This window comes from Emticicia sp. 17c, from assembly GCF_037153985.1.
In the GTDB taxonomy this organism is placed as follows: domain Bacteria; phylum Bacteroidota; class Bacteroidia; order Cytophagales; family Spirosomataceae; genus Emticicia.
Genome location: NZ_JBBAYI010000010.1, coordinates 150,751 through 174,197, shown reverse-complemented (window position 1 = coordinate 174,197; position 23,447 = coordinate 150,751). Strand labels below are relative to the sequence as shown.

Annotated in this window: 13 protein-coding genes; 1 reads left to right on the top strand and 12 read right to left on the bottom strand. The window is 40.6% G+C overall.

Annotated elements, in window-relative coordinates:
• Positions 1-13 precede the first annotated feature (13 nt).
• The 9 genes from WAA15_RS18700 to WAA15_RS18660 form a co-directional block, all read right to left on the bottom strand.
• Positions 14-349: a LytR/AlgR family response regulator transcription factor gene (locus WAA15_RS18700; RefSeq protein WP_337044349.1), complete on the bottom strand. Its 336-nt coding sequence runs from the start codon at positions 347-349 to the stop codon at positions 14-16.
• A 255-nt stretch (positions 350-604) separates the two neighbouring features.
• Positions 605-2,077 carry an arylsulfatase gene (locus WAA15_RS18695; protein WP_337044348.1) on the bottom strand — a complete coding sequence of 491 codons (1,473 nt, stop codon included), beginning with the start codon at positions 2,075-2,077 and terminating at the stop codon, positions 605-607.
• A 22-nt stretch (positions 2,078-2,099) separates the two neighbouring features.
• Positions 2,100-3,812, bottom strand: a complete 1,713-nt coding sequence (locus WAA15_RS18690) for a GMC family oxidoreductase (protein ID WP_337044347.1) — start codon at positions 3,810-3,812, stop codon at positions 2,100-2,102.
• Between the two features lie 129 nt (positions 3,813-3,941).
• Entirely contained in the window at positions 3,942-5,249 is a 1,308-nt protein-coding gene (locus WAA15_RS18685) for a vanadium-dependent haloperoxidase (RefSeq protein ID WP_337044346.1), read from the bottom strand.
• A gap of 44 nt (positions 5,250-5,293) precedes the next feature.
• Positions 5,294-8,674: a VCBS repeat-containing protein gene (locus WAA15_RS18680; protein ID WP_337044345.1), complete on the bottom strand. Its 3,381-nt coding sequence runs from the start codon at positions 8,672-8,674 to the stop codon at positions 5,294-5,296.
• Between the two features lie 85 nt (positions 8,675-8,759).
• The gene (locus WAA15_RS18675) at positions 8,760-10,619 is read right to left on the bottom strand and encodes a RagB/SusD family nutrient uptake outer membrane protein (RefSeq protein ID WP_337044344.1); all 1,860 of its coding nucleotides are present in this window, start codon (positions 10,617-10,619) and stop codon (positions 8,760-8,762) included.
• A gap of 18 nt (positions 10,620-10,637) precedes the next feature.
• Positions 10,638-13,772, bottom strand: a complete 3,135-nt coding sequence (locus tag WAA15_RS18670; protein ID WP_442892813.1) for a SusC/RagA family TonB-linked outer membrane protein — start codon at positions 13,770-13,772, stop codon at positions 10,638-10,640.
• A 569-nt stretch (positions 13,773-14,341) separates the two neighbouring features.
• Positions 14,342-15,358 carry a FecR family protein gene (locus WAA15_RS18665; RefSeq protein ID WP_337044343.1) on the bottom strand — a complete coding sequence of 339 codons (1,017 nt, stop codon included), beginning with the start codon at positions 15,356-15,358 and terminating at the stop codon, positions 14,342-14,344.
• A gap of 47 nt (positions 15,359-15,405) precedes the next feature.
• Complete coding sequence (locus WAA15_RS18660) at positions 15,406-15,963, bottom strand: RNA polymerase sigma factor (protein WP_337044342.1); 558 nt, start codon at positions 15,961-15,963, stop codon at positions 15,406-15,408.
• A gap of 534 nt (positions 15,964-16,497) precedes the next feature.
• Here WAA15_RS18660 and WAA15_RS18655 point away from each other — a divergent pair.
• The gene (locus tag WAA15_RS18655; RefSeq protein ID WP_337044341.1) at positions 16,498-17,679 is read left to right on the top strand and encodes an MFS transporter; all 1,182 of its coding nucleotides are present in this window, start codon (positions 16,498-16,500) and stop codon (positions 17,677-17,679) included.
• Between the two features lie 62 nt (positions 17,680-17,741).
• Here WAA15_RS18655 and WAA15_RS18650 read toward each other — a convergent pair whose 3' ends face one another.
• From WAA15_RS18650 to WAA15_RS18640, 3 genes are all read right to left on the bottom strand, one after another.
• Positions 17,742-19,676: a heparinase II/III domain-containing protein gene (locus tag WAA15_RS18650; RefSeq protein WP_337044340.1), complete on the bottom strand. Its 1,935-nt coding sequence runs from the start codon at positions 19,674-19,676 to the stop codon at positions 17,742-17,744.
• A 30-nt stretch (positions 19,677-19,706) separates the two neighbouring features.
• Positions 19,707-21,581 (bottom strand): heparinase II/III domain-containing protein, encoded by a 1,875-nt coding sequence (locus WAA15_RS18645; protein ID WP_337044339.1) that lies wholly within the window; start codon positions 21,579-21,581, stop codon positions 19,707-19,709.
• A gap of 247 nt (positions 21,582-21,828) precedes the next feature.
• Positions 21,829-23,445, bottom strand: coding sequence for a RagB/SusD family nutrient uptake outer membrane protein (locus tag WAA15_RS18640; protein ID WP_337044338.1), 1,617 nt, complete (start codon positions 23,443-23,445; stop codon positions 21,829-21,831).
• Positions 23,446-23,447 lie beyond the last annotated feature (2 nt).

The window sequence follows — 23,447 nt, the reverse complement described above, 5'->3', positions numbered from 1 at the left end:
ACAGGTAATAGTGTTAGCTAAAATTTGCTCGGGGAATATATTCCAGACTCTTCATGATGGCTATACGTCGGCGACGGGCTACTTTAATTTCATAGCCATCAGTCAGGTAGATTCTTACATCCTTATAACGCGCCCTGTACTGGCCGATGTATTTTTTATTGACCAGATATGACTTATTTACCCTAAGAAAATCTTTCAGACGTTCGTCAGCTTCATGATGCTTCAGGGTACTCGAAGAAACTATCTTTCTTCCGTTTTTCATATAAAACTCAGTATAGTTAACATCTGCTTTCAGATACACTATTTCATCCGAATAAATGTTGTAATCGCGTAAGATGGGTAGGTTCATTTTTAGTCATTTTAATACGTTGTCACAAAAAGTTACTTCAAAAACCTGAATGACTTGCCCTATTTGTAAGTGCTTGTCGTTTCTGATTTTCAAGTCAAAGTTCTTGCTATCAGGCAATATTCTCAATACCTGTTCAACAGTATATTTTAGCTTATGCCTACCATCTGGATAGTAGATTTAGCGGTTTCTGAGGCTCAATAGGCGTAATTTTTGCAGATTTTTTACTGCCGACTTTAATAGAAGATGAAGCTGGTATCAGAATTTGGGATTAATAAATTCCCATTCGCGAATATGAGCAGGCTGGTGTTCTTTTGTTACAATTTCGTCAAATTGTCGAATCAGTTCAGGATACTGTGCGCTTATGTCTGTGGTTTCTTTTTCGTCGGTTTTCAGATTATATATTTCCCATTTGGCTTGTCTATTTTTCTTCATGTCGCTTTTTATCCCTTTAAAATCACCCATTATTATTGCAACTTGCCCGCCCTTCTCAGGGAACTCAAAATATAGGTAAGAATGCTTTTTCTGGCTTGTTGTTTTCCCTAAGAGCGTCGGTAAAAATGAAATACCATCATTGGGTGATGCTTTAACACCTGTTAGTTCGGCCAATGTTTCCATTAAATCATATTGGGTTGAGACTAAATCAGATGTTTGTCCAGACTTTATTTTTTCTGGCCATCGGGCTATAAATGGTTCTCTTATACCTCCCTCATATAAATCCTGTTTACGGCCACGCAACCCTGCAACACTATTGAAGAATCTAGTATCAGCACCACCAGTATCAAAAGTGGCCCCGTTATCACTGCTGAACATAATAAGCGTGTTTTTGTCGAGATTGAGTTCTTTTAACAGAGCCATTATTCGGCCTACCTGTTTATCCATGTAGGTAATCATGGCGGCATAAGTTGAAAGTGGGTATGGTGTTGAAGCATAGCCTTTTTCGCCCCGATAAGGTTGTTCTTCAAATTTCCCCTTGTATTCGTTCACTGCTTCTTCGGGAGCTTGTAGAGATAGGTGTGGCCCTGTGTATGGCAAGTAAAGAAAAAAGGGCTGGTCAGTATGCTGACGAATATAAGCCAGTGTTTTTTCAGCCATTTTGGTCAGCGAATAGTCTTTTCCTCTGAACTTTTCAAAAGCCTGAGGGCTAGTTTCATTTTGTGGTAGCGGCTGATGCACGTTTATGTACTGATTGCGAAGGGTATCCCACTTTCCATTCTCCCACAAATGTGTCGGATAAAAGTTATGTGCCTGTTTCTGGTCAAGATACCCATAGAAATAGTCAAAGCCATGCTTGTTGGGGTCACCAGAAGTATTGCTCATGCCCAACCCCCATTTACCGATTGCAGCCGTGTTATAACCTGCTTTTTTCATAAGGTGGGAAATAGTAAATACCCCTTCGGGTAATGGCATTTGCCCGCCTTCTTTGTTGTCTTCAAACCCACCTAGTTCATAATTACCTCTGATATACGAGTGCCCACTGTGTTTTCCGGTCATGAGCATAGCCCTTGCCGGAGCGCAGACAGGTGCACCAGTATAATGGCGCGTAAACCTGATACCTTCTTTGGCAAGTTGGTCCAGATACGGCGTTTTTATTTTTTTCTGTCCATAACACCCTAGTTCTCCATAGCCTAAATCATCGGCATAAATATAGATAACATTAGGTTTTGATGCCTTTTGAGCAAAGGAATTTACAAAGAAAAACAGTAAAAAAATAAAGCGGCTTATTTTCATAGACTTTTGTAATTCAAAATAACTATATCCTAAGCGCTTTCATTTCTTTCAGGGCGTAATCGACCGCACGGGCTGTAAGTGCCATATAAGTTAACGATGGATTTTGTGTTGAAGTAGACGGCATACAGGCGCCATCGGTCACAAATACATTTTTACAATTATGCATCTGGTTCCATTTATTCAACATCGAGGTTTTAGGGTCTTTTCCCATACGTACCCCTCCCATTTCATGGTTTTCGCTACCCGGGTTACGTTTTGTATCAAAAGTCTGGATATTCTTAAATCCAGCTTTTGTATACATTTCAGTATATTGCTCCCAGAAGTCTTTCAGCATTTTATCGTCGTTATCATCATATTCGACAGATACGTGTAATTGAGGCAGACCATATTTATCTTTCAGGTCTTTATCTAACCATACACGGCTTTTTTCTTTAGGAATGGTCTCGCCCATCATGTGCGAGCCTACCTGCCACGGACCAAGCGCGGGTTTCATGAGATGTTCTTTCAGGTCTTCGCCTATACCACTGTTATCGGGTGCATAGCCTCTTGAAGTACTAAAACCGGCGGCGTATCCACGTAAGAAATCTGTTTCTTGTTTATATACGTTCCGAAAACGCGGAATATAGCTGCTATTAGGGCGTTTTCCGTCGGTAGTGGAGTCAAGTAAACCATCATATTCAGCAGCAATACGGCCTCTGAATGTATGAAAAGCCATATATTTACCCAAAATTTCGTTATCGTTACCTAGCCCATTCGGGAAACGATTAGAAATAGAATTTAATAGAATCAGGTTTGAATTAACCGTAGAAGCATTAACGAAAATAATTTTTGCGTAAAAATCTATCATTTCAAGGCTTTGGGCATCTATAATACGTACTCCTGTGGCCTTTTGTTTTTTATCGTCATAAATGATAGAATGTACTACCGAATGAGGGCGCAGGGTAAGCCTGCCTGTACGCTTAGCCCACGGTATTGTTGAAGAAACACTACTGAAATATCCGCCATAAGGGCATCCTCGCTCACAAATAACCCGATTCTGGCATTGTGCGCGCCCTTGTTTATAATGAATGTCTTTGGGTTGGGTTAAATGAGCCGCCCGACCAATAATAACGTGTCGGTCTTTATAATGGGTAGACATCTGTTGTTTGAAGTATTTTTCAACACAACTCATTTCATGCGGAGGCAGAAACTCGCCATCTGGTAAGGTATCAACTCCATCGCGGTTACCAGTAATACCTGCAAATTTTTCAACATAACTGTACCACGGAGCAATATCAGCATATCTGATGGGCCAGTCAACAGCATAGCCGTCACGTGCGGGGCCTTCAAAATCGTAGTCACTCCAACGTTGGGTTTGTCTGGCCCAAAGTAACGACCTACCCCCTACCTGATATGCCCGCATCCAGTCGAAAGGATGCTCCTGAATATATTCTTGTTCGGCATCTTTCACCAGAAAGTGAAGGGTACTTTCACCAAAAATATAATGCCGGCTAGGAATTTTATATTCTTCTTTAATTATGTTAGGTACCTGCCCCAGATGCTCAAACTCCCAAGGATTTTTTAAAGTTGTAGGGTAATCTTTTATATGCTCAATGTTTCGGCCACGTTCCAGAACTAATGTTTTAAGTCCTTTTTCGGTCAGTTCTTTGGCTGCCCATCCGCCGCTCATACCAGAGCCAATCACAATAGCATCAAATGTACGCTCTTTTACAGTGTCAATATTTAAGTTCGACATCAGAATTTCAGGGTTAGGTTACTTATACTAAACAAGTCTGTTGAATATAACGAAAGAGAATTTTGTATTTGGTATGTAAATATTCATATTTTTTACCAGAATACGAATATCCTTCTGAAAATTCTTCGATTAAAAATTATTTAATCGTTTCAAGACCTGTTTCCCTACCTCAGAACCCTGTTTTTGTCCGCGTTCGATGGCATCAATAAAGTGGATACCTCCATAAAAACGAGAAATGGCTGCCTCGTCGGCAGCAGCCTGAAATGAAGGGAATGTACGTGGCTCTAACCCAAAACGTTTTTCGACCGAATCGGTATATTTAAAATTATCTCCAAAAAAATGAGAAAGAATTACCGCTGAGGCAGACGAAACAGTAGAGTGCCCACTCAGATACTCAGGAAAAGGAGGTGTTTGCAGAAGTGGCCGCCAGTTTGGGTCAATATATTTCCGAATGGCGGTTTCGGGGCGTATTCTGTTACTACGGTATTTTTCTCCCCAGCAACCAATAAAACCATCCATAAGCCCTATGGCTAATACTGTATGTATCTGTAATGTTTTCTCAAGGCTTAAGTTTGCTTGTTTACAGACAATACCTGCCACACCCATCCAATGCGCACCGGGAGAAATTTTCTTTACACCTACCATCAGGTGTCCGTTATCCTGCAAAGCAAACGGGTTACAATCCCAGAAAGCAGCTATTTCTTTGTGGGCTTGTGGTAGTTTTTCATTGTAAAGATTAAGCATTAACCGATAAAATTCTGACTTTTTATCGGTTGAGAACGGAATTGGCGGAGACGGATTAAACTGATTGGCGGAATCGAGTGTGAATGACCTTATGGTATGAAAATAAGGCTCAACAGGTGGGAAGTATGCCGGTGGCGTAGGGAACCAATCTCCATCTTTACCGCCCGGAGTATATCTTGGATAATTACTTATCTGATTGTATTTATCGGCTTTGGCATAAGCCAACAGTTGTTTGCTTATATTTTGGGCATAAGCTAAAGAGTTATCCATTACTTCTTTTGAAAAACCGATAGTTTGGCACGAGTCTATCCATTTTTGCTCATAATCGGCCAATATTTTGCCTGATGGCTGTATTTTTTTTGCGGTTTCCATCATGGCCAGTATGGCACTCACCTGTGCCGAGAACGTGCCTTCTGGTTTTTTTACACTAATATCCGGGTAGCCGTTCAGTTTCCCTTTCATTGAATGAAAAGAGGTGTCATTCTGGCTTACTACCTCATAGCCTGCTAAACAGGCATACGAAAAAAAACGGGTGGCTAACGGCGGATTCGATACATCATGAATCATGATGTCGGTCATTCGGGTAATTACATTACTTACTTCGTTACTACTTAGCTGAGGTATTTTTTCGGGCTTTGTTGTACAGGCCAGACCTATGTAAGCAAGGCTTGCAAATATTATCAGAAATCTCATCGGGTAGAATTTTACTTAATAACCTTAAATCAACTCGTTTTTTCTTATTTCTTATAGCTGTATACTTTTAATGGCTGCTGATTAATACCTACAAATAACAGTTGATTGATATTAATCATACTCCGAACATCTCCTGCTATACCAAGACCTGAGTTTTTCTGCGTAATTGCATTAAACTGCCCTGTTCCATTGCCTTTTAAAAGTAAACCCAAATTAGCATCATATTTTCCAAACCTCAAACGTCCGCGATTAATGTTTCCGGCCAGTATTAAATCTTTTTTTCCATCGGCATCTATATCGGTTGAGGTTATGGCAAAAACTGGTGAAAACTGGGCCTCCACAGGCAATGATTTCTCCTGAAATTTTCCATCTTGAGAACCCATAAACAGCGTTGTTCTAAGTGTAGTTACACTTAGTTGTTTCATGTTTTCGAGTTCTTCTGGAGTAAAGATTTCTTTCATTGAAGCATCGGCATAACTTTTATAATCAGGAAAACGCGTTCGCATCAAACTTATCTGGTCAAGTAGTTCATCGCGGGTTACGTAAGGATAACTTTTACCTTGAATATAAAAACATAGCATAGGGTCAACGGAACCGTTATCATCAAAGTCTTTGTAAAATAACTCAGCGGGTTCGGTGGCTGTGGCTTTTAACTGAGAATTAGTTCCCATATTCCCAACCAGTAAATCAACTTTGCCATCATTATTCAAATCATCTACTAATAATTTGTTCCAAAGCCCGGTGTAGGGCTTATCAAAGTAATGCTTACTTGCTTCTGATAATTTACCATTAAGATTATTAAATACCTGCAAGGGCATCCATTCGCCAACTAAGATTAATTCAGGTTTTTTATCCTGATTTAGGTCATACCAAGCGGCATCAGTCACCATGCCGATATTTTTTAATTCAGGAGCTATTTTGTCAGTCTGGTCGGTAAACCTTACGTCTGCCCCTTTACTTTCGTTTATTAAAAGATAACTTCTTGGTGATTCGGGATAACGCCCCGGAATGACGCGCCCACCTATAAACAAATCAGGTTTTCCATCCTGATTGATGTCTGCCACTCTTACGCAACTTTTGCTCACGAGCATTTTTGGCAAAGCGTTTACAGCTTTGGAAAAACTACCTTTACCATCGTTCAGGTATAATCGGTCTTGCAGAAGCGGGTCTTCTGGTAGTAAGTTTCCGTAACCGCCACTGGTTACATATAAGTCAATGAAAGTATCACCGTTTGCATCAAAAAAAACGGCATCAGTATCTTCATTTTGTTTATCAGTTTCAAAAGTTGGTTGGGTCTTTGGGGTAAATTTGCCATTTTTTGTTTGTACATATAATGTTGCGGGCTGCCCGCTGCCACTGCCGATGAAAATATCTTCAAGGCCGTCTCCATTTATATCTCCTTTAGCTAGGCATGGGCCGGTAAATGATAAAGGATTTACCATTAAAGGTTGCCTTTTAAAATCATTCAGTGTGTTTTTTGCTGACTGAAAGTTAATGCCCACGTTAGTTTCTTTTAGTAGTGGGTTAATTGTAAAGCTGAAATTATGCAGTTCAACAGCTTCTTTTTCATTGATAGCAATGAGTTTATCGGCAGTAATGTTTTTCAAAACCTGCTGCTTACCAGTTAGCCAGATAACTTTCAGTGAATCGATACGAGGCTCATCTCCTAAACCCAAATGGAGTATTGGCGAAACACTTGATTGATACCCACGCGTAGGCATTTGTTCAAGGTACTGTACTTGCCCTTGTTTGTAAAGATATATTTTTGCGCCTAACCCGAAGGTGTTTAACCCAGAGCCATTGAGTTTTATTTTAAGGTAATGATTTTTGAGTTGCTTCTCGGTATCGTTCTGGTAAATAAAAGCCGGAAGGTTAATATTATTGACAATCAGGTCAAGGTCACCATCGTTATCAAGGTCAGCATAAGCAGCCCCATTACTATTGGCGGCTTGAGCCATTCCCCAATTTTTCCCTACGCTTTTAAACTGGAGATTTTTACCGTTTTTGTACATGTAGTTGGTGAGGTTCGATGATGGAATCTTCATCACTAAATCAAGTACGTTTTGCCGCTGGATGTTTGCCTGATTGTTCTGAATATAATCACTCATGTATTTCAGGAAATCCAGATTAGTATAGTCTCTCAGATAACCGTTGGTTATGTATAGGTCTTTCCAGCCATCGTTATCATAGTCTGCAAATAAGGCACTCCAACTCCAATCGGTATTAGAAATACCTGATAACTGACCAATTTCTAAAAACTGTGGAGTAGTTTTATTTGCAAACACACCTTGATTAAGGTGTAGCATATTGCGCATATATTGGTGTCCGAAACCAACTTTTACATTGAAGTCAAATTTCTCATAGTTATCGGGGGCCATTAAGAGTTTTTGACGGCGGTTATCTTCCGGCAACATATCCAGCGTAAAAATATCTGTCAGGGCATCATTGTTTATATCGGCCATATCGCTACCCATTGAAAAATGAGATGTATGCCCTATACTTTCGGCTATCTGATTAACAAAGCCTCCTTTTTTATTATTGATATACAGGAAATCTGGAATTGTGTAATCGTTCGAGACGTACATATCTTGCCAGCCGTCATTATTAAAGTCGGCAATACCAATGCCCAACCCATAAGATAAGGCCGTGCTCAGTATGCCTGCTTGTTTGGTGATGTCTTTAAAAACAGGTTGGCCGTCTTTTCCTTTATCATGTCTGTAAAAGCGTACTCCATTCGAGGGGTCATCAGTTTTCAGTATCGCAGCCGTAGTTGCTTCGTCCAAAACAGGCAATGATTTCGGATTGTGGTTTAACAGAAACATATCCAAGTCACCATCTTTGTCATAATCAAAGAATGCTGCCTGTGTACTTGTTGAAGGGCTATCGAGACCGTATTCATGTGCTTTTTCTGAAAAAACAGGTATACCCGCATTATTTTTACCCTGATTTACAAACAACTGGTTGGTACGTTTTTCGGGTGTCAGGTTACCCGAATAACATACATAAATATCAAGCAAGCCGTCACCGTTTACATCAGCCATAGTAGTTCCGGTTTTCCATGGGCCTTGTCGCCCGCTTACCCCTGCGGCCTCGGTAATATCTTCAAAAACCATGTTACCTTTGTTAAGATAAAGGCGATTCGACTGCATATTACTTGTAAAATAAATATCATCAAGCCCATCATTATTCACATCGCCTACTGATACGCCGCCGCCATTATAGAAATACTCATACATGAGTACGTTGGTATTGAGCCCTTCATTAATGATATTCTGGAAATCGATGTGTGTTTGCTGGGCATCAAGGAGCGTAAAAAGTTGTGGCTCAGTATCAGCAGCTATTGCATTGTCTGAAGTAGAGTCAGGGCCTTTACAGGCGGTTAGTAGTAATAATAGGTTTAGAGAAAAGAGGTTCAGGTATTTCATTTGAAAGTATTATAACAATCATAAAAATTTGGGTAGCCGAGTATCTTTTCAGTGTCTCAGCTACCCAATTTACAAAAAATACAGGTTAGTACCCAGGATTTTGTATGAGCTTATTATTACGATTCATTTCATCACGATGGATTGGCAGGAAGTACATTTTATCAAGCCATGTACGGTTTTCTTTGCCGGGGTCCATATCTGTTACTTTGTATTCATAATTATAATTTGATGGGTCATATTTATACAAAGAAACGCTTTTACCATCTTTTAAAGTACCAAGTACCGTAATGATATTGGCTTTTCGACCGAGTGTTGTTGGAGCAATCATCCAACGGCGGGCATCATGGTAGCGTTGTTCTTCAAAGGCCATTTCAATCCGGCGTTCATTTCGATACCGTTGGCGCAGGGCATCGCCCGATTCGGTAAGAGCAGGCATCCCTGAACGGAAACGTATCTTATTAAGCCATGTACGTGCCTCTGCATCTTCGCCTAGTTCGATACAAGCCTCGGCGTAGTTAAATACAGCTTCGGTGTAACGCAAATGTGGCCACGGTATTTGCTGCCATGTATTCTGGTCAATAATTGCAGGGTTCGGGTCAATGAACTTACGCATATAATACCCTGTATAACTACCGTTCCAGTCTTCAACCGAACTTTTGCGGGTATCCAAACCAAAGTAAGGCACTTTCTTTCCTGAACCATCGGTTACTTCATATTGGCCTGTCTGAATCTGGTTAGCAGGGTCTTTGGCGGCTACATCGGCTGTGCGTGGTTTCCACGGCGCACCGTCATAAAGAATAGAAGCATAGAAACGAGGGTCACGGTTTACATAAGGGTTGCTAGCCTGTTGTGTATTCTGCCAGCTGAATTTTGTTCCATCCATCATTTCGTAATCATCTACAAAGTTCTGGATAGGTGTATTTCCGGCCCAGTTATGGTAACCATTTGGCCCATTAAATAAACCCTGACGACCGCCATCTTCTTGCTTAGCATTGATAAAGTAACGTGCAAAAATCAATTCTTTTTCACCACCATTACGCGAAAGTGAAATATTCATGTAGTTGGTTGTTCCTTCTTCTTTGCTTACTGGGGCAGACAAATTAAGGTTAAAACCATAACCTGCTAAATCAAGAACAGCTTTTGCTGCGGCTTTGGCTTTTGTCCAACGTTCGACACGGCTACCACTTGCAATAGCCAATATTTCGGGTTTGCTGAAAGCAGCCATAGCTGTTGATTTTGCCTTGGCTGTGTTTACGTCGTACAAGTCGCTGGCAGCATATAGCAATATACGTGATTTAAGTGCTAAAGCTGCGGCTTTTGAAGCACGGCCAGCGGCCAGAGTTTTACCATCGAGCAAAGTGGCCGCTTGGTCACAATCTTTCACAATGAAATTAATACATTCTTCCATCGTATTACGAGGAGCCATGTAATCGGCCTCACCTAAATCATAAGGGCGGTCAACAAGCGGAACACCTCCGAAATAACGTACTAACTGATGATAAAAATACGCACGCATAAAGAGTGCTTCACCTTTCAGACGTTCGGCAATTTTATTGGTGTTAGTAAATTTCGGTGTTTCCAGATTTTTAAGAGCCAAGTTACAAGCTCTGATACGAATGTACATTTGTTGCCACTGTATGGTATTATTTATCCAGCCCGGAGCAGCCGGATTTGAACGGGCCTCGGTAATGGTTGTGATGTCACGGCCGGGGTGAGTAAAGGCGGTTTCGTCGGTTAAAGAAGCAAGCATTTGCTCATTAAAACCGCCCAGCCCTAAGCCTCCGTATAATTCTGTAACGAAAGCCTCTGCCAGTGCAGCATCAGACCATACAGCGGCCTCAGACACCTGATCAAGAGGGCTGGTATTCACAAAATCATCGTTACAACTTGTTATAACAAAACCTGCAATAACAGTAGATGCTAATATTTTCTTAAATTTATTCATTGCTGTTCAATTTAATTTTTAGAATGTTGCTGTCAGACCTGCATTGATAATTCTTGCTTGAGGATAGTACTGGCCAGTAGAGTTGGCAGACTCAGGGTCATACACTTTCAGTTTATCCCATGTAACGAGGTTAAGGCCGTTTACATAAACTCTGAAGTTATTCAAGCCTACTTTTGACCCCCATGCACTCGGAATAGTGTACCCTAACTCAAAGTTTTTCAAGCGTAGATAATCAGTACTTCTTAGCCAATAAGTGTTTCCGCCCGAGAAATACTGGTCGCTACGGTTAGCAATACGCGGGTGTACACTACTTGGATTGTCGATTGTCCAGCGGTTTTCATAAATATCAAGCAAGAAATTACCGATATTACCAGACTCACCCGCACTTACATATTGTTTGGCGCCAGCGGCTCCCTGAAATAAGATAGTAAGGTCGAAGTTTTTGTATTGAGCCGTAATATTCATACCTCCCTGAAACTTAGGTAACTGTGTGTTATCGTCACGAACTTGGTCATCAGGAGTAATTTTGCCATCACCATTATAGTCTTTATACTTCATATCGCCGGGGCGTAGCTGATTCACAATTGCTTTGTAATCAATCGGATTGGCATCAATTTCTGCCTGATCTTTGAACACACCATCATAAATGTAAGCCAGATAAGTATACATAGGTTTACCCGTTGTGCGTTGCCATGCAGGTGCGCCGGGTGCTTCGTCCCAGAAAAGTACTTTATTTTTAGCATATCCGCCATTTACACTCACGCTATATTTAAAGTCACCAACCTGACTACGGTAACCGATGTTAAACTCCCATCCTTTATTCGAGATTTCACCGATGTTTTCAGCAGGTAATGTCAGACCTGTTGACTGTGGAACTGACGCATTTCTGAACCACAAAATGTTTGTGCGTTTGTTGGCAAATACATCAAATTCAAAAGACACTTTACCATTAAATAACTGACCTTCTAAACCGATGTCGGCATTGTTTGCCACTTCCCATGTAATATTGTTGTTTGGTATACGTGTTTCATATAAGGTTTTTGTTTCAACATTACCAATAATATAACTACGGAACCCATAGGTTGATAAATACTGATACGTGGCTGGTGTTGTGGTATTAGGCAGGTATACTTGGTCATTACCCATTTGCCCCCACGAACCGCGTAACTTCAGGTAATTAACTACTGGTAATCCTTTTTTAATGAAATTTTCTTCAGATAATACCCATCCTAGCATAAAGCCCGGGAAGAAACCGTAACGTGTTTTTTGAGGAAAAATGTCGGAGCCGTCATAACGCCACAGGAACTCTGCCAGATATTTTTCTTTAAAATTATAAGCCACACGACCGAAGTAATTCAAACGTGCTGAATTATAAGCACCACCACTATTATTTTTCTCAAGGTCACCGCCTGCAAATAGCTGGTCGATAGCAGTTGAGATAAAATAACGACGGTAGGCACTAAAACCATTTCCTTGAATCGTTTCACGGTTTGTACCAGCTAAAACTGTTAGGCCATGCCCACTGAAATTACGCTCATAAGTAGCAATACCCCCTAACAAAATATTCAGTTGTGTTTCGTTACCAAGCGACAGGCGAGGTTCTGCCGGGCCACGTTTACTCGGAATGAGTATAGGGGTAGTACCGTCAGCTTCAAAACCTGAGCCTCTTTCGTAAAGTGTCCACGGTATCTCCCAACGTCTTAACGAGCGAATACGCTTATCAATAGCTGCTGTACCTGTAAACTTAAGTCCTTCAATACCCGGAATCTTAATATCTATTTGTCCGTTAGTCTGGAAATAATCCTGTTTGTCATGCTCGTAACCTGTCTGATTGGTAGTAATTACCACGGGGTTTTCTCCGTTTTCAATATCAGGGCCAGGGAGTCCGTTTGGCCAGTAAGCTGGTTGATGAGGCTTACCACGCATTTGCATACGGAAGATGGCCCCAGCAGGCTTAGTCGGAAAACGTCTGAACTCTTCACGGCCTAACAAACCAATTTGTACATTAATGTATTTATTAACTTTTGCATCAAGGTTTACTCGGATGTCATATTGTTCATAGGCGGTAGCCGATTTTTTATAGTAAGCATCCTGTTTTTGGTAACCCAATGAAGTAAGGTATCTTATGTTTTCGGTACCACCGGTTAACTGCACATTATGGCGTGACTGTGGAGACCAGTCTTTAAGTGTAGCTGCATACCAGTCGGTATTGGGGTGTAACCACGGGTCAGAACCATCTTTGTATTTCTGAATATCAGTCGGAGAAAAAGGTGCTTTCCTTTCTTCGCCGTTTGGTCTTTTATAGACCCCTGTACTTTTATAAGCCTGATTGGCCGTTGCCCACTCTCCTACTGGTAACTGATAAATATCCAAGTCGTTGAGCATTTCAACATACTGTGCAGCATTGGTTAGCTTAGGAATTACAGTAGGTTGCGCCCACCCCTGATTATATGAATATGATAATTCAGGTTTACCTGTTTTACCTCTTTTGGTTGTTATCAGAATAACCCCGTTAGCCGCACGAGAACCGTAAATAGCTGCCGAAGCATCTTTCAATACTGAAATACTTTCAATATCAGCAGGATTGAGGCGGTCAAACCCACCCGAACGGTTAGGAATACCATCAATCACAATCAGGGCATCACTATTGTTAAGGGTATTAGCTCCACGAATACGAATAGCAGAACCATCGTAGCCCGGTTCGCCGCTTCTGTTTACAGCAACAACCCCCGGTAAACGACCCGCCAGTGAGTTACTAAGGTTAACCGCCGGAGACTTAACGAGTTCAGAACCTTTAACGCTCACCACCGAGCCTGTAACGGTTTCTTTTTTCTGAACACCATACCCTACCACAATTACTTCACCTAACGACTTTATGTCGGCTTTCATGGCAACATCAACGGTAGAACGGTTCCCTACAATTACTTCCTGTGATTCAAACCCTACAATACTAAAAACCAGAACAGACTGATTATCAGGCACTACAATTGAATACGCACCGTCGGCATCGGTAGTAGTTCCTTTGGTAGTACCTTTAATTACAACACTTACCCCAGGCAGGCCTTCGCTCTTCTCAGCTTCTGTAACCCTGCCTTTTACGGTTCGTTCAATTATTTCTCCGTTTTCCATCCTTAGCTCGTCAATGTATGACATTTTCTTGAGCTGGGATTTTTTCCGAAGTAGAATTCTGGAGCCTACCACCTCATAAGAAATCTGAAGAGGTGTAAATAAATCGTTCAGTACCTCGGATAACTTATTATTTACCACGATTGATACTTTCTGATTCAACCGTATAGTATTTGAACTATACACAAACTTCACCTCTGCCTGCTGTTCAATCTGGCTGAGAATTTTTTTAATTTCTAAAGACTCTATTCTTAAAGAAACGTTAGTGTTAAGTACTTCTTGACCATTGACATCGAAGGCATAAGAAAGTCCGCTAAAAAGAGCGACCATCAAGAATTGAGTAAACGTAATTTTCATTGCTTTAAGCAAAAAATGTTTGCTACGTACGTCTTTTTTCATACATTTAGGTTGGTTTTATACTTGTAATAGGTAAAAACTCTACTCTCGTGAATCGAATTGCCGTTCGATTGAGAGTGCTCAAAGCCGGTGATGCGCCAACATCATCGGTTTTTTTTGTTTCATGTTTTCATTTTGGTTTTGTTAATATTTAGGTTTTGTAAATTATATGATTGTTAAGGTTGAATAGATACATGGTTTTATTTGCACCCCTCGCCACTTATAAAAAAACTGGTTCCGCGTTGCTCGAAACGGGCGTTAATAGAGCGGCAAATGAGTTCAAGTTGTGTGGTTAGTGGCAGGTCGTTAAGGTCAGCGGTAAGCGCACATTGGGCTAAATCCTGATTCTCAATGATTATTTCAATGCCATAGGAATTTTTTAATTTCTGTAATACCTGAGGCAGCATTGTATCTTCAAAAACAAAGTCAATTTTGTTCATTTGCTGGCCTATCACCAGTGGGTTCTCTACAATTCCCTGTATGATTTTCTTTGAACTTTTATCGAAAATCACTTTCTGATTAGGTGTCAGAATAACCCCGTTCTTTTTATCAGCTACGGGGCTGGATGCTTCATATACTGATACGCGCCCTGAAGTAACCGAAACCTCGATAGCCTTGGCGTTATCATACGATTTTACGTTAAAACTTGTCCCTAATACCTCGGTAACTAAATCGCCGGTATGGACAATAAACGGAGCATTAGGGTTACGTTTAACTTTAAAAAATGCCTCTCCTTTCAGATACACATTTCGAACATGGGTGCCAAAGTGTTTCGGATAACTGATTGAGCTATTGGTCTTTAGCCTTACAATAGTGCCATCTTCCAGTTTTATTTCGTTTTCGGTAAGTGAAGTATTTTTTATTTCAATATCAGTAGCCAAAGTGGTGTTTACAGTGTTGGCGGCCAAGTCGGAATCTTTGTTTCTTAACAAAAGGAAAAGATTAACAAGACCCAACAACACTGCCGCAGCAATACCCCATTTAAAAAGCGTTATGGCCAGTTTAGGGGAAGAAATACCTTCTTCCTGACCGATAGTATTGCTATAAATTCTGTTCCAAAGACGTTTTTTGATTGCTTCTTTCTCATCGGGATTAAGAGATAACTGACTGTTTTTTAACATGTTATCCTGCCATTCCCAAATCAATTGTTCTTCTTCAGAATTACACTCACCTGCTAAATATTTTTCTAGTAGTTTGTCGAATTCGTGCTGGTTCATAGACCTTAGCTCGTAAAAATAACGGCATCTTTAATTTTGAAACTTGATTAATTATCTATATGATAAGCCCGAAGTTGTTCCTTTAATACTTTAAGCGTTTTGGTAAGATGATATTCAACTGCTTTTTCTGAAAGATTCATCTTACTGGCAATATCTTTTACTGATTGGTTTTCAAAACGACTGAGTTTAAAAATTTCACAGCTTTTTTCCGGTAGCTTTTTCATCGCTTCTTCTACTGCCTTCGAAAGGTCAGTAAATTCTACGATTTCGTCTGTTGAGTATGATTGATGTATCTGATTGAATATCAGATACTCTTGAAATTTACGATGTGTAATTTGCGACTTAATGTAATTAGTTGACAAATGCTTGATAGACACCACCAAATAAGAAGACAAATGCCTAATAATACTTGTCTGGCGACGATTCCAAAGGCTTTCAAAAAGGTCGTGTACTAATTCTTCGGCTTCTTCTCTGGTACCGATTTCATGGTAGGCTATGCCAAATAGTTTGTACCAATACCGATTGTATATCTCTTCAAAGGCTGTCTGATTATCACCTTTCAAGAAATCAACCAATTCATCGTCAGTAAGTTTTTGGTACTTCATTATAGAGCGGTTAGTTTTCAAATGCATGACTTCGTTAATATGTATAGTCAATTAATTCGGCAAAATCCCTAAATCATTTCAAATATTCTTGAAAAAATACAACATTAGATTCTTAATAATATGGCTATTATTCTTGTATTCCGTTTAATAAAAACCACAAAAAAATAGCAGGCACAAATAGATATGTGCTTGGAATCAAACAGTTAGCAGTTTGAGAATGTAACGGACACGCTAAAGAAATTAATTTTTAAAAAAATTTAAAAATTCTTCATATAGTCCTATTGTATCGGGGTTTGGTTAAAATAATCTTTACGTACATGTGCGGATTCCACGATAAAAGATTGCTTTTAACAACAACTTTCTGGGAATACTAGAGAATAGAAATTTTACTGGATGAGGGGTTAATCAGGTTTTCAGGGTAATTATTATATTGTGTAAATTTGATAAAATTCTTAAAGATTAAAAAGTAATTAATATTTTTTTTAAAATATGCCTTACCTTTTTGAGAATATCTATTTATTTGAGAAATAATTAATGTCTCATACTTTTCTGAACGAGTTTATGCTTTCTGAAACAGATACTTTAACCTTAAAAAACAAATTACGCAAAGCACGTATAGCAACTTTACTTATTTTTCTGGTATGTGGCATTGGCTTAGCCAGTTGGGTGCCGATGGTTCCGCTAGCCAAAACAAGGCTACACCTAAACGATGCCCGTCTTGGCTTGATACTGCTTTGTCTGGGAGCAGGGGCCATGACTATTATGCCTTTTACAGGTTCTTTAATTAATAAGTTTGGTAGCCGGCTTATTATGTTACTGTCGGGCCTGATGATTTCAGCCATTTTGCCGTTACTTTTATTTGCCGATAATAGCATAATGCTTGCCATATCACTCTATTTGTTCGGGATGGCTATCGGGGCTATTGATGTTTCCATGAATGCTCAGGCTGTGCTGATACAAGAACGAGTAGGAAAATATATTTTATCTTCTTTTCATGGTTTGTTCAGTTTAGGAGGCCTTATTGGCTCATTAGGGCTTGGTTTTTTGCTTGAACTGGGTTTGTCTTCAACAATTGCCATTAGCATAATATCAGTATTACTGGTTGTTATTTCAGTTAGCCAATACAATAATTTGTTACCTCATTCTGACGAAAAACAGGTAGAAACAGCTACTCTTATTATTCCGAAAGGTGCCGTGCTTGTACTTGGATTGATGTGTTTTATTGCATTTCTGGCCGAAGGAGCTATACTTGACTGGAGCGCAGTTTTTCTAAAGTTTCACCGTAACTTTGAAGATTCGATGTCAGGGGTGGGTTTTGCTGCGTTTTCGGTGGCAATGGCTGTTATGCGCTTGTCTGGCGACGGGCTGATTAATCGTTTCAGTTCACAGAAAGTAGTACTTTATGGAGGAGTCATGGCAGCCTTAGGACTACTGATTGCCATAATAATTCCGTCAGGTATTGCTACCATTTCGGGGTTTGTACTGGTAGGCATTGGTTGTGCTAATATTGTACCTGTGTTTTTCAGTACTGCTGGTAACTTACCCGATGTTGCACCAAGCACAGCTATTGCGGGCGTAACTACACTTGGATATATTGGTCAGCTTGCTGGCCCTGCCCTGCTAGGCTTTCTGGCTGAGGCCACTTCGTTGCCGTTAGCTCTGGGCCTAGTAAGTATTTTATTGCTCATAGTAGCCTTTACATTCAGGAAATTCTGAGTACCATGTGGCAAGAGGTGCAGGTGCAGTTCACCTCTTGCACTATGGTTTTTATGTATTTTTTAATTCTGAACCAACGTAAAAGTATACTTACCTTTTTGTTGTAATGCTTTGTTTGTCAGGATAATCCTACGTACAGGGCGGCTATTCCATTTGGTTTTAAAACTGTTGTACTCCATACCTTCGGTCGATGGCAAATCGGTTGATACACTCCAGTTTTTGGCATCGTAGAGCAAAGTTATATTTTGTTTGTTTGCAGTAGTCAGGCTTATTTTACCCGGCGAAGCGGTATCAATATCACAAACAGTCATGAACACTTGCTCAAGCGATACAGGTTTTTGGGTTAAAGTATAGTCGTCGGTTATTTCGATCTGATTTTTGATTTTATTTAACTTTACAGTCCTGTTCCATACCTCTATACCGGTCGATTTGTCATAAGCTGGTGTTATGTTCATAGCCAGAGAGGCTTCTTTGTCGTTCAAGGTACTTTTAATGTTTATACCTTCATATTGGCGGCCAGCCAATTGCCCTTTACCATTCACAATAGGCAAATTATGGTATTGCGATTGTGTAAACCACAACTCGTATCTTTTAGACGAAAAGGTACGGGCTGTATAATTACCACGCCCTGCATCAATAATAACAGGTTCTCCGTTTGCATATAAGAGGAAATCGCCAACATCGTTATGATTATGGCTTTCGGCGTTATGCCCTGCATGAGTAGCCAGAAAAAAGCCATTCGACGAGCGTGTAGTAAGTACCTGAATATCTCCAAACCAAGCATCGCCATTGGGTTTGTAAGATGTTGGTGTTGTAGGTACCTTTAGTAAAACCAGGAAGTTGGCTATTCGGCGCATTCGGTGGAAACTACTATTTGCTATTGCCGTAGTCGGGAATTTCTGGAATGCCCATAAACCAAACTGAGTAAGAGCATTGTCATTTAAGGCTTGCCCAAACCGATAGAGCATTAATCCGTCAGGGCGTAGTTTAGGGTCAGCATCGGCAAAATTCACGAAATAGTCATCGGCTATGTGCATTTTATACACATACGAAGCCATTTTCTGAATTAGCGGCTCATTGTAAATATCGACCTTACCATTTGTAGCACTCGCAAGGGTTTCAAGCGCATCGAACACGCAAGCACCAGCGGCAAACCAGTAACTGGGGCCTTCGTCACAGCCGCCTTCATCTCCCAAACTGTTAAGATACGAATCTAAAAAGCCGGCGTAGTTGTAGGCATAGCTTACTCGTTTGGTTTCGTCGGTTTCTAACAGCAAGTCGGCAATCAAGAGGTTCGAGACTATCCATGGATTCCAGTTATTGACAGGATTTTTCTTGCTCAAATAACCATATCGTTCTACTTGCTTGATAGGTTCAAAAATTTTACGATTTACTTCATAGTAAATTCGTTTACGAATGAGAGGCGAGATTTTATCCAGTTTTTCGCCTGTAAAGTAATCTGTCAAAGCCAATACCGAAGCCGTTTCGGCAGCAAATAAATCAACTGTCGGGTCTTCGGCATCGGGTAACCCATTTTTAGCTTTTTGCACACCTAAATGTGCCGGAACACCCCAGTAGGTTTCTTCACAAATAGCCCAAACGTAATTCATGATTGCTTCCGTAAAACGGCCCTTACCTTCTACCGATTCGGCCAGTATCAAATCAATCAGGTTATTACGGCGTGCATAAGATATTTTTGAATGCTGTTCGCGGTCACCCGAACGCACATATTCCATGAGCAAAGTAGCCGATAACTGCGGCATTTCTTTACGTACAGCTAGTTCGCCAGCTTTAATCAACGATTGTAAAAGAGTATCTGGTAAAGCCGCCTTCCACTCGTCTGGGTTTTTTGGGTATGGCTTCCATTGATTTTTAGGAATAATATTCTGTTTATAGGCATCTAACGAATATCTATTACCTAAAATGTTTCGCTGTGTTACCTGTGCTGTACTTAGTATAGGCAGGCTTAATAAAAACAATAAAAAAAGTTTTTTCATACTGTATTCAGGTTCAGGATTGATAGACACTTATTTGTTCCAGTCATTAAGAGCAGGAATACTTTTTTCTGGCTTTACCCCTTCAGGAATCAGTAAGACCGTCAGATTGGTTTTAGTATTCGCCGGAAGGCTTATTTCAAACCCCACCAACGTAGTACCAGCATTAGAAGCATCATACTCGTGCGGCCCTTGTGTTGACCATGTTTTAATAAGGGCATTTGAAGGTTCTAGTACTTTTAGCCGTAATTTTTTACCCTTCTGCATCAGAATAGCTTCGCCATTTTCAGCCATGCTTACTTCGGCGGGCGTAAGCATAGCCCAACGTACATTCACAGGTATTTCGGCTGTTTTGACTTCGTCTTTTACGGCTACATATTTTTTATTTATAATAGCTACTCCCCTTTGCACCTGTCGGGTTTTGTTCTTGTAAACTGCCGTAATGTCGCTGACGGCACTTAGAAACAGAGGATTGCTGGTTGACTGATTAATGGCAGCATAACCCTCTACATTCTGGAATTCATTGTCGAAAACCAAAGTGCTATGTGCCAGATTATTATAGCGGAACACCTGCCAACGCTCAGAGTTTTGAGCCATACCCCAAAGTTTTACGCCTTTTGATTCGAGCGATTCATATTCTTGCATACCAAAATCCATCGACCAGCGTTCACCGTTGGCATCCATCACAAAAGACCCAACATCCATGTGACCATGGTTCACTGACGGCGACCCTGTTTTGAAACCCACATAAATTGCATTTGGGTCTGTCCATGAAGTACGCATCAATGCCACAGGATTTTTACCCTGCCCTACCCATAGCAACTGTTTAGGAGCCTCTGCATTTACCAACGAAATATCTTTACCCCATAGCATGGCTGCCGGCAGCAGGCGGTCGCGACCTATATTTTTATTTCCACCTTGCAGGTAATTTTTTTCAGTGTACAACAAGCTATTATCTTTATTCCGATTGGCAAACCAGAACATGGCCGGACTTAAATCAGAGCCATTGCCGGCATCTGAATAATTAAAACTCTTACCCGAAGTGCCCACCATGTGCTGAAAATATCCTGCTGTTTTCAGAAACCCTTGTGCATTAGATAACTGAAAGTCTGTATTGAAGGCTTTCTGAACAGCACTCAGAAACATCACATTAAAACTGGTGCCATATCCCCAATAACTATAACCTTCAGGATAAGCCCCTTCAGGTTTGTAGTCTTGCATTGGCAGCTTGATTGAGCCGATGGCGCGGTCAATAATCTGCCTTGCCAAAGCCGGATTATCTTCAAAAATAGCCAATGCGCCGTAAGTCATTCCTGCATTACAAACCTGATTCCAGTTATGAGAGGCTTTCAGCCAGCTATTATATTTATTATCTAGCGAAGGCTCGATTCCTTTTTTCAAAATAGCTTCTCTGATGATTTCTTTTGAGGTTTGTGGTAAATCGTTAAACAACCAGTCATAGCCGATGGCTACGCCCATTGTCATTTCGGCTACATCCAGAAAATGACTTGGATTCCAGTCACTAAACTGTGAAACTTTCAATAACTCCTGTTCGGCCCTATTCAGGTATTTTTTATCATGGGTAGTTCGGTAGGCATAAGAAAGATAGAAAACCCTGCGAAGGCATTCTCTGGATTTATCGAGCAAACGACGCCCGATTTGTATGCGCTCCAGCGTAGGTATGTTTATCAGACGGTCACTTTCATTGATAATTACCTGATGTATTTTTGCCCAGTTTGGGTCAGAAGCAATGTTTTTCAAAATATCTTTTTCTTCATCTTGCAGAAGCAACAAACGAGGGTGAGCCGAAAATTTTGTTTCTTCTTTCAGATACATCAACTGCGCCGAAGCCTTCAAGGCAGATGCCCAAAGCAATATGAACAAAAAAACAAAACATTTCTTTTCCATAGATTTATAGTTTTGAATCCAGAGTAAAATAAAATTGTGTGGTAGTATTGCCGAAAACCAGCAACGTACATTGTTAAGAATACGCTCAAAGGTTAGTAATAAATAACAGGAGTTTTATGGTGTGGGATTTAGCAGAATCGGGTTTACAGATAAATAGTTTCCTTCTCTTGACCAGAGAAGGAAACTTAATAAACAGTAATTAATGAGTATTTTTAATAGCCTTCTAGCCTGCTCATTTAAAAATACATTACCATTTAGGATTTTGTTTCAGATTTGAATTCAGAGAGATTTCATTAATTGGCAAAGGCCACAAGTAGTCTCTTTGGGGGTCAAACTTACGGAAACTGGCATTCTGTACTAAAATGTATTTATCGGCTGTAAGATTAACGGTAACTGAAGTTCCGAACTCATCTTTGAAGAAATAGTTGCCTAATACTGGTTTTGGAAGCTCTGTTTCAGCGGTTTTCCAACGGATAATATCCCAGTAGCGGAAACTTTCCTGTGCCAGTTCAACACGGCGTTCACGGCGAAGTTCTTCGCGCATATCTAAACCATTAGCTCCTACAAAGGCATTGCTCAATCTGGCAATCTTAGCCCTGTCGCGGAGTAAGTTTACCGATATATTCAGGTCTGCATCGCTGATTTGCCCTTCTAACTCAAATTTTGCTTCGGCATAAGTAAGAAGTACCTCGGCATAACGTAAAATAACACGGTCCATTAAAGATGCTTGCGTAACCCAGTCGTCAAGGTTTGAGTATTTACGAAAAGTGAATCCTGTTTTATTAAATACCAAAGGCGCAATATCAAAAACAGGTTTTGTACCCATGTAAGAATCGCCCTTTTTCATGATAGTAGCCCCCATGCGTTCGTCGCGGTTAGCGAAAACCTCTAGCGAAGTAGTAGGTGTTTTGTATAAAGGCGATTGTGAAATTGGCAAGCCATCTTTCATTAAATAAGAATCAACCAGACTTTTGGTTGGGCTAAGGTTACCATTTTCAAGTGTGCCTCTATAATAAGCATGGGTACTTACGCGGTCGGTAACAGCAACGCCGTATTGTCTTACAATGATGTTTTCACGGTTCTGACGGCCCTCACCTTCGTACTGAAAAAGGTTAAAGTAATTGGCAAACAAATCGTGTTGTTTGCTATCCATCACAGCCTTTGCTGCTGCTACTGCTGCCGACAAATGGGTGTTAGGGTTACCGTAGTTATGAAATTTTGAGCGCGTACCTTCAAAAAGTGCAACTCTGGCCTTAAATGCAAGTGCCGCGGTATTAGAAATACGACCATAATCGGCCGACCCCAACGCTGTTGGTGTTGGCAACTTACCGGCTGCAAAGTCAAGGTCCTGATAAATCTGCTCGTAGATTTGTGCGCGGGCAGTAGCAGGAGCCGTCAATTCAGGCGAGGTGTCGTCAAGGGTTTTAAGAATCAAAGGCACATCGCCATATTTCTGTACCAACGAAAAATAAGCCCATGCTCTGAAAAAACGTGCTTCTGCCGTATATCGGTCAATAGCTGCCTGGCCTGCTGCTGTGGCTTTTGGAGCTTTCTCGATAATATTATTGGCTGCTCTTATTAACGAATAGGGTGTGTTATAATTACCATCGGTAGCAGGTGCCAGTCGTGAACCATCGCTGATGCTATTAGAAGCCAGACCAACGGCATCGTCTGACCAGACATCTTCGTTATTAAAACCCGGCAAAAAAGTGTACAGATAATTGGCCGCCGATTTTAAATCAGCCTCTGAACGCCAGAAAGTAGCATCGCTGATACTGGTTTCTGGTAATCGGTTTACGTCGCAAGCCGTTACACCTACCAAAACAGCGACGGTTAATGATATATATTTTATGAATGATTTCATAT